This is a genomic window from Rouxiella sp. T17 (genome assembly GCF_036663475.1).
Taxonomy (GTDB): Bacteria; Pseudomonadota; Gammaproteobacteria; order Enterobacterales; family Enterobacteriaceae; genus Rouxiella.
Genome location: NZ_JAWUEA010000017.1, coordinates 1 through 4,629 on the forward strand (window position 1 = coordinate 1; position 4,629 = coordinate 4,629).

A 4,629-nucleotide genomic window follows, 5' to 3' on the forward strand; every position below is an offset into this window, starting at 1 on the left:
AATGCGCGTGCAGAACCGCCGTAGGTTTTAGCCAGTACGGTGGTGATAGCAGCAGTCAGGGTAGTTTTACCGTGGTCAACGTGGCCGATAGTACCAACGTTGACGTGCGGTTTAGAACGTTCAAACTTTTCTTTAGACATCGATTGTCCCTCTGAGACACGGTTAGATCGGTGGTATCACCACATCAACCAAGCAATTGCTTGTTTGAATCAAGTTTCAGAAGAAAATCAGGGGGAGAAGAGTTTAGAAGTGGTGCTGATAGGCAGATTCGAACTGCCGACCTCACCCTTACCAAGGGTGCGCTCTACCAACTGAGCTATATCAGCACATCTAGTTAGTTGGAGCGGGCAGTGGGAATCGAACCCACATCATCAGCTTGGAAGGCTGAGGTAATAGCCATTATACGATGCCCGCATCCTAGAACCCGGCTACCTGATTTTTCTGAAGAACATCAAGGTGGGGACAAGGCGATGAAACACTTAATTCCGCACCTTCACCTCAAGACCCTTGCTGTTTCGTTAGAACGAATGCTCGAGACTCAAGGTTATAAATTTTTCATCTTTCACTCTGCTGGCTGGTTGATTCAGCTTTCGCTGTTTCTACCTCGCAGAGGAAGATGGTGGTGGGGGAAGGATTCGAACCTTCGAAGTCGATGACGGCAGATTTACAGTCTGCTCCCTTTGGCCGCTCGGGAACCCCACCTTTTTTGGTGTTAAGTACTTGATGGTGCCGGCTACCGGAATCGAACTGGTGACCTACTGATTACAAGTCAGTTGCTCTACCAACTGAGCTAAGCCGGCATCAAGTGCTGCGCATTCTATGGGTACTGGGCGGGGTATGCAATAAAAAAATAAAGAAAATTGTTCGTTAGCTCACGTTTTATTCAAAATGGCGTATTTAGGTTGAATATCGCTTAAATAGCAGCCTGCTCAGGCGGTTTTTTGCTCAGCAAGTATGAGTAAACTTTAGGGAGCAAAGCGAAGAAAGCGAAAAAGTGAGGGTGATTTTTGTCATGCAGAAGAAAAGTATTTTCAAAGATTGTCGCTTTTCTTCTGTCATCGCGCGCCTTTGACTAAAAAAGCGCCAACTTTCAGCCGTTTTCATAAATGCTCTACTTCAATCAAAGAATTCGCTAACTAAATAAGAAAAATGTCTACGCCTCAAAACAAGCTGTCTATAATAGCCAGCTGGTTTACTGTCTGGAGTTGGCGTGCAGCGCCTTTCCTGACCTGCGCTAACAGGCAGACTTTAACTTATGAAGAAAAGAGACTTATCTTTGGCAACCCCATACCTACAGTTCGACAGAACGCAGTGGGCAGCCCTACGTGATTCAGTGCCATTAACGCTCAAAGAAGCGGAAATCATGAAACTGAAAGGCATTAACGAGGACCTGTCTCTTGAGGAAGTCGCGCAGATTTACCTGCCGCTTTCACGTCTACTCAACTTCTATATCAGTTCCAACCTCCGTCGTCAGGCCGTGCTTGAGCAGTTTCTTGGCACCGATGGGCAGAAAATTCCCTATATTATCGGCATTGCAGGCAGCGTAGCCGTGGGTAAGAGCACCACAGCCCGTCTGTTGCAGGCATTGCTGAGTCGCTGGCCAGAACATCGCAGCGTCGAGCTGGTGACTACCGACGGCTTCCTGTATCCGAATCAGACGCTGCAAGATCGCGGCATCATGAAGAAAAAGGGCTTTCCGCAGTCCTATGATATCCACCAATTGATTAACTTTGTTTCCGAGGTGAAATCCGGAGCCAAAAATGTCAGCGTGCCGGTCTATTCGCATCTTATTTACGATGTCATTCCCGAAGGCAATAAAGTCATTAATCAGCCGGATATTTTAATTCTTGAAGGTCTGAACGTCTTGCAGAGCGGGATGGATTATCCACATGATCCGCATCGCGTATTTGTGTCGGACTTCGTGGATTTTTCTATTTATGTCGATGCGCCGGAAGATTTATTACAAAGCTGGTATATCAATCGCTTCCTGAAATTCCGTCAGGGCGCGTTTTCCGATCCCGATTCTTATTTCCACCATTATTCCAAATTACCGGAGCCTGAAGCGATTCAAATCGCCACGGGTTTATGGAATGAAATTAATGGTCTGAATCTCAAGGAAAACATCTTGCCTACCCGTGAACGCGCCAGTCTTATCATGACGAAAAGCGCTAATCATGCCGTAGAGAGTGTAAGACTGCGCAAATAGATTCTTTTTTGGCTTCATCGATTATTGATAAGGGGGAGCGATAAATTCCCCCTTATTTGCAGTAAGCGAAACTGTAATCGACCGAAATTATAGTTTATAAGATTTATAATCAATAAAATGTAAAACGGGATTTATTCTGTTCCACGCAGCGATATTTCACCGCCAATAAAAGTCTTCACTTCGCCATCCAGTTCTAATAACAGCGCACCCTGTGGATCAATGCCGCGTTCAATACCGTGTATCTCTTTATCACCAATTAACAGCTTCACGGGACGATCGATAAAATTATCCAGATTGCGCCAACGTGAAATAAATGAAGATAATCCTTCAAGCTCGAATTTACGCAATGCCGCGCGTAATTCCCTGAGCAAAGTGACCGTTAATTCATTGCGGTCAATCTCGATACCGGCTTCCTGAAGATTAATCCAACCCTGATTAATAACATTGGCGGCGGGCTCACGCATGCGTAAATTAATCCCTGCGCCGATAACCAGATGTGCGGCATCGCCGGTCTTGCCCGTTAACTCAACCAGAATACCGGCCAGTTTGCGATCCTTGAGATAAAGATCGTTCGGCCATTTAACGCGAACATCTTTTGCACCCAGCTGCTGCATGACTTCTGCCGTCACGATACCAATCACCAAACTCAGGCCCATCGCGGCGGCCGGGCCTTGATCTAGCTTCCAATACATCGAAAGATAGAGATTCGAGCCAAAAGGTGAGAACCATTGACGGCCACGACGCCCTCTTCCCGCCTGCTGATATTCCGCTACGCAGGCATCGCCCGAGCGTAATTGCGTAATACGATCCTGAAGATATTGATTAGTGGAATCAATAACGGGTAATACATCGACATTACCTTCCGGCAATGCCGCAAGAATTTTATCTCTATCCAGAAGCTGGATCGCCGCCGGCAATTTATATCCTTTGCCAGGGACGGTGAAAATATCGAGACCCCACTCACGAACCGTATGAATATGTTTATTAATTGCCGCCCGACTCATGCCGAGCTCTGAGCCAAGCTGCTCGCCGGAATGAAACTCGCCGTCGGACATAATGGCAATCAAGCGCAGCGGGACGGTAAGGTCTCTCATGATAAAGCCTCGACGGCGTTAACTTCACCCTTCGATGAAATAAAACGTACTTCAGGTTCGAGCCATACGGAAAACGTTTCTGCGACCTTGTTTCTAACATGTCGTGCAAGGTTGACGAGATCCTGACTGGTGGCGTTATCCTGATTTATCAATACCAGCGCCTGCTGCTGATGCACCGCTGCGCCACCGATTTTAAACCCTTTCAGACCCGCGTTTTCGACTAGCCAACCTGCCGCCAGCTTGGATTTGCCATCATGCTGCGGATAATGCGGCATAGCCGGATACTGTTTCAGCAATGCTTCGACCTGTGTAGCCTCAACAATTGGGTTTTTGTAAAAGCTTCCGGCATTGCCGGTGATGGCAGGATCGGGCAACTTGCTGCGACGCATGTTGCATACGGAGTCAAAAATCTGCCGAGGCGTGACGGTTACCGGATCCAGTCGTGTAAGATCGCCGTAGGTCAGCTTAGGTTGCCACTGTTTTTGTAAACGTAGTCCGACACCGACAATCGCGTAACCTTCACGATAGGCATGTTTGAAAATACTTTCACGATAACCAAACAGGCAGTCGATAGCAGGTAAACGCAGCACTTCATCGGTTTCGAGGTTCAAGACATCGACATAATCGCAGAGACTTTGCAGCTCGATACCGTAAGCGCCAATGTTTTGGATAGGAGCAGAACCGACGCAACCGGGGATTAGGGCCAGATTTTCTAGTCCACCAATATTATTTTCCAGAGTATGGCAGACCAGTTGATGCCAGTTTTCACCGGCGCCCACGTGTAATAACCATTCGCTGTCATTTTGCGTGATCTCTATACCTTTTATTCGGTTTACGGCGACGATGCCTGCAAAGTTCTCAAGGAACAGGACATTGCTCCCCTCACCTAACAACAATAAAGGCTGATGATTTTGTTTAGCTAATTGCCAGGCTTCAGACAGATGCTCACTACGCGTTGCGGTAATAATTTGCGACGCCTGCGCCTCAATAGAAAAAGTATTTAGAGATTTTAATGATGTGACAGGGCTCGACATAACGCGTTGTACTCATTCGTGGCTTAATTAACGTTAGTTTACTCGATTCTGACTAGGCTGAGGTGACTGATTTTGTCATTTAGGATTCGGAAAGAGATGATAAATCGCGGTTTTAAGCAGCAAAAAAGGCCCACGTCGTCAGACGGGGGCCTTTTTTGGTTTTTGATAGGGTGTTTTTGCCAGAATGCAGACGAGAAAAAGCCCCGGTCTTTCGACTGGGGCTGTTCCTTGATTTGATGCCTGGCAGTTCCCTACTCTCGCATGGGGAGACCCCACACTACCATCGGCGCTACGG

Annotated in this window: 4 protein-coding genes and 4 tRNA genes; 1 reads left to right on the forward strand and 7 read right to left on the reverse strand. The window is 47.2% G+C overall.

Annotation, left to right across the window (positions count from 1 at the left end):
- The 5 genes from SC206_RS05015 to SC206_RS05035 all read right to left on the reverse strand — a co-directional run.
- Window positions 1-140, reverse strand: a 140-nt coding sequence (locus SC206_RS05015) for a GTP-binding protein (protein WP_230050329.1), incomplete at its 3' end; no start/stop codon positions are given.
- Between the two features lie 110 nt (window positions 141-250).
- Window positions 251-326, reverse strand: a tRNA-Thr gene (locus tag SC206_RS05020).
- A gap of 13 nt (window positions 327-339) precedes the next feature.
- Window positions 340-414, reverse strand: a tRNA-Gly gene (locus SC206_RS05025).
- 203 nt (window positions 415-617) lie between these two features.
- A tRNA-Tyr gene (locus tag SC206_RS05030) sits at window positions 618-702 on the reverse strand.
- Window positions 703-724: 22 nt separating this feature from the next.
- Window positions 725-800: transfer RNA gene (locus SC206_RS05035), tRNA-Thr, on the reverse strand.
- A gap of 455 nt (window positions 801-1,255) precedes the next feature.
- On the opposite strand from SC206_RS05035, the gene coaA reads away from it, so the two are divergent.
- Window positions 1,256-2,206 (forward strand): type I pantothenate kinase, encoded by a 951-nt coding sequence (gene coaA / locus SC206_RS05040; protein ID WP_332734806.1) that lies wholly within the window; start codon window positions 1,256-1,258, stop codon window positions 2,204-2,206.
- 131 nt (window positions 2,207-2,337) lie between these two features.
- Here coaA and birA read toward each other — a convergent pair whose 3' ends face one another.
- Window positions 2,338-3,300, reverse strand: coding sequence for a bifunctional biotin--[acetyl-CoA-carboxylase] ligase/biotin operon repressor BirA (gene birA / locus SC206_RS05045; protein WP_332734808.1), 963 nt, complete (start codon window positions 3,298-3,300; stop codon window positions 2,338-2,340).
- On the reverse strand, window positions 3,297-4,334 hold the full coding sequence (murB, locus tag SC206_RS05050) for a UDP-N-acetylmuramate dehydrogenase (RefSeq protein WP_332734810.1): 1,038 nt from the start codon (window positions 4,332-4,334) through the stop codon (window positions 3,297-3,299). Before murB ends, birA begins: the two co-directional genes overlap by 4 nt.
- Window positions 4,335-4,629 lie beyond the last annotated feature (295 nt).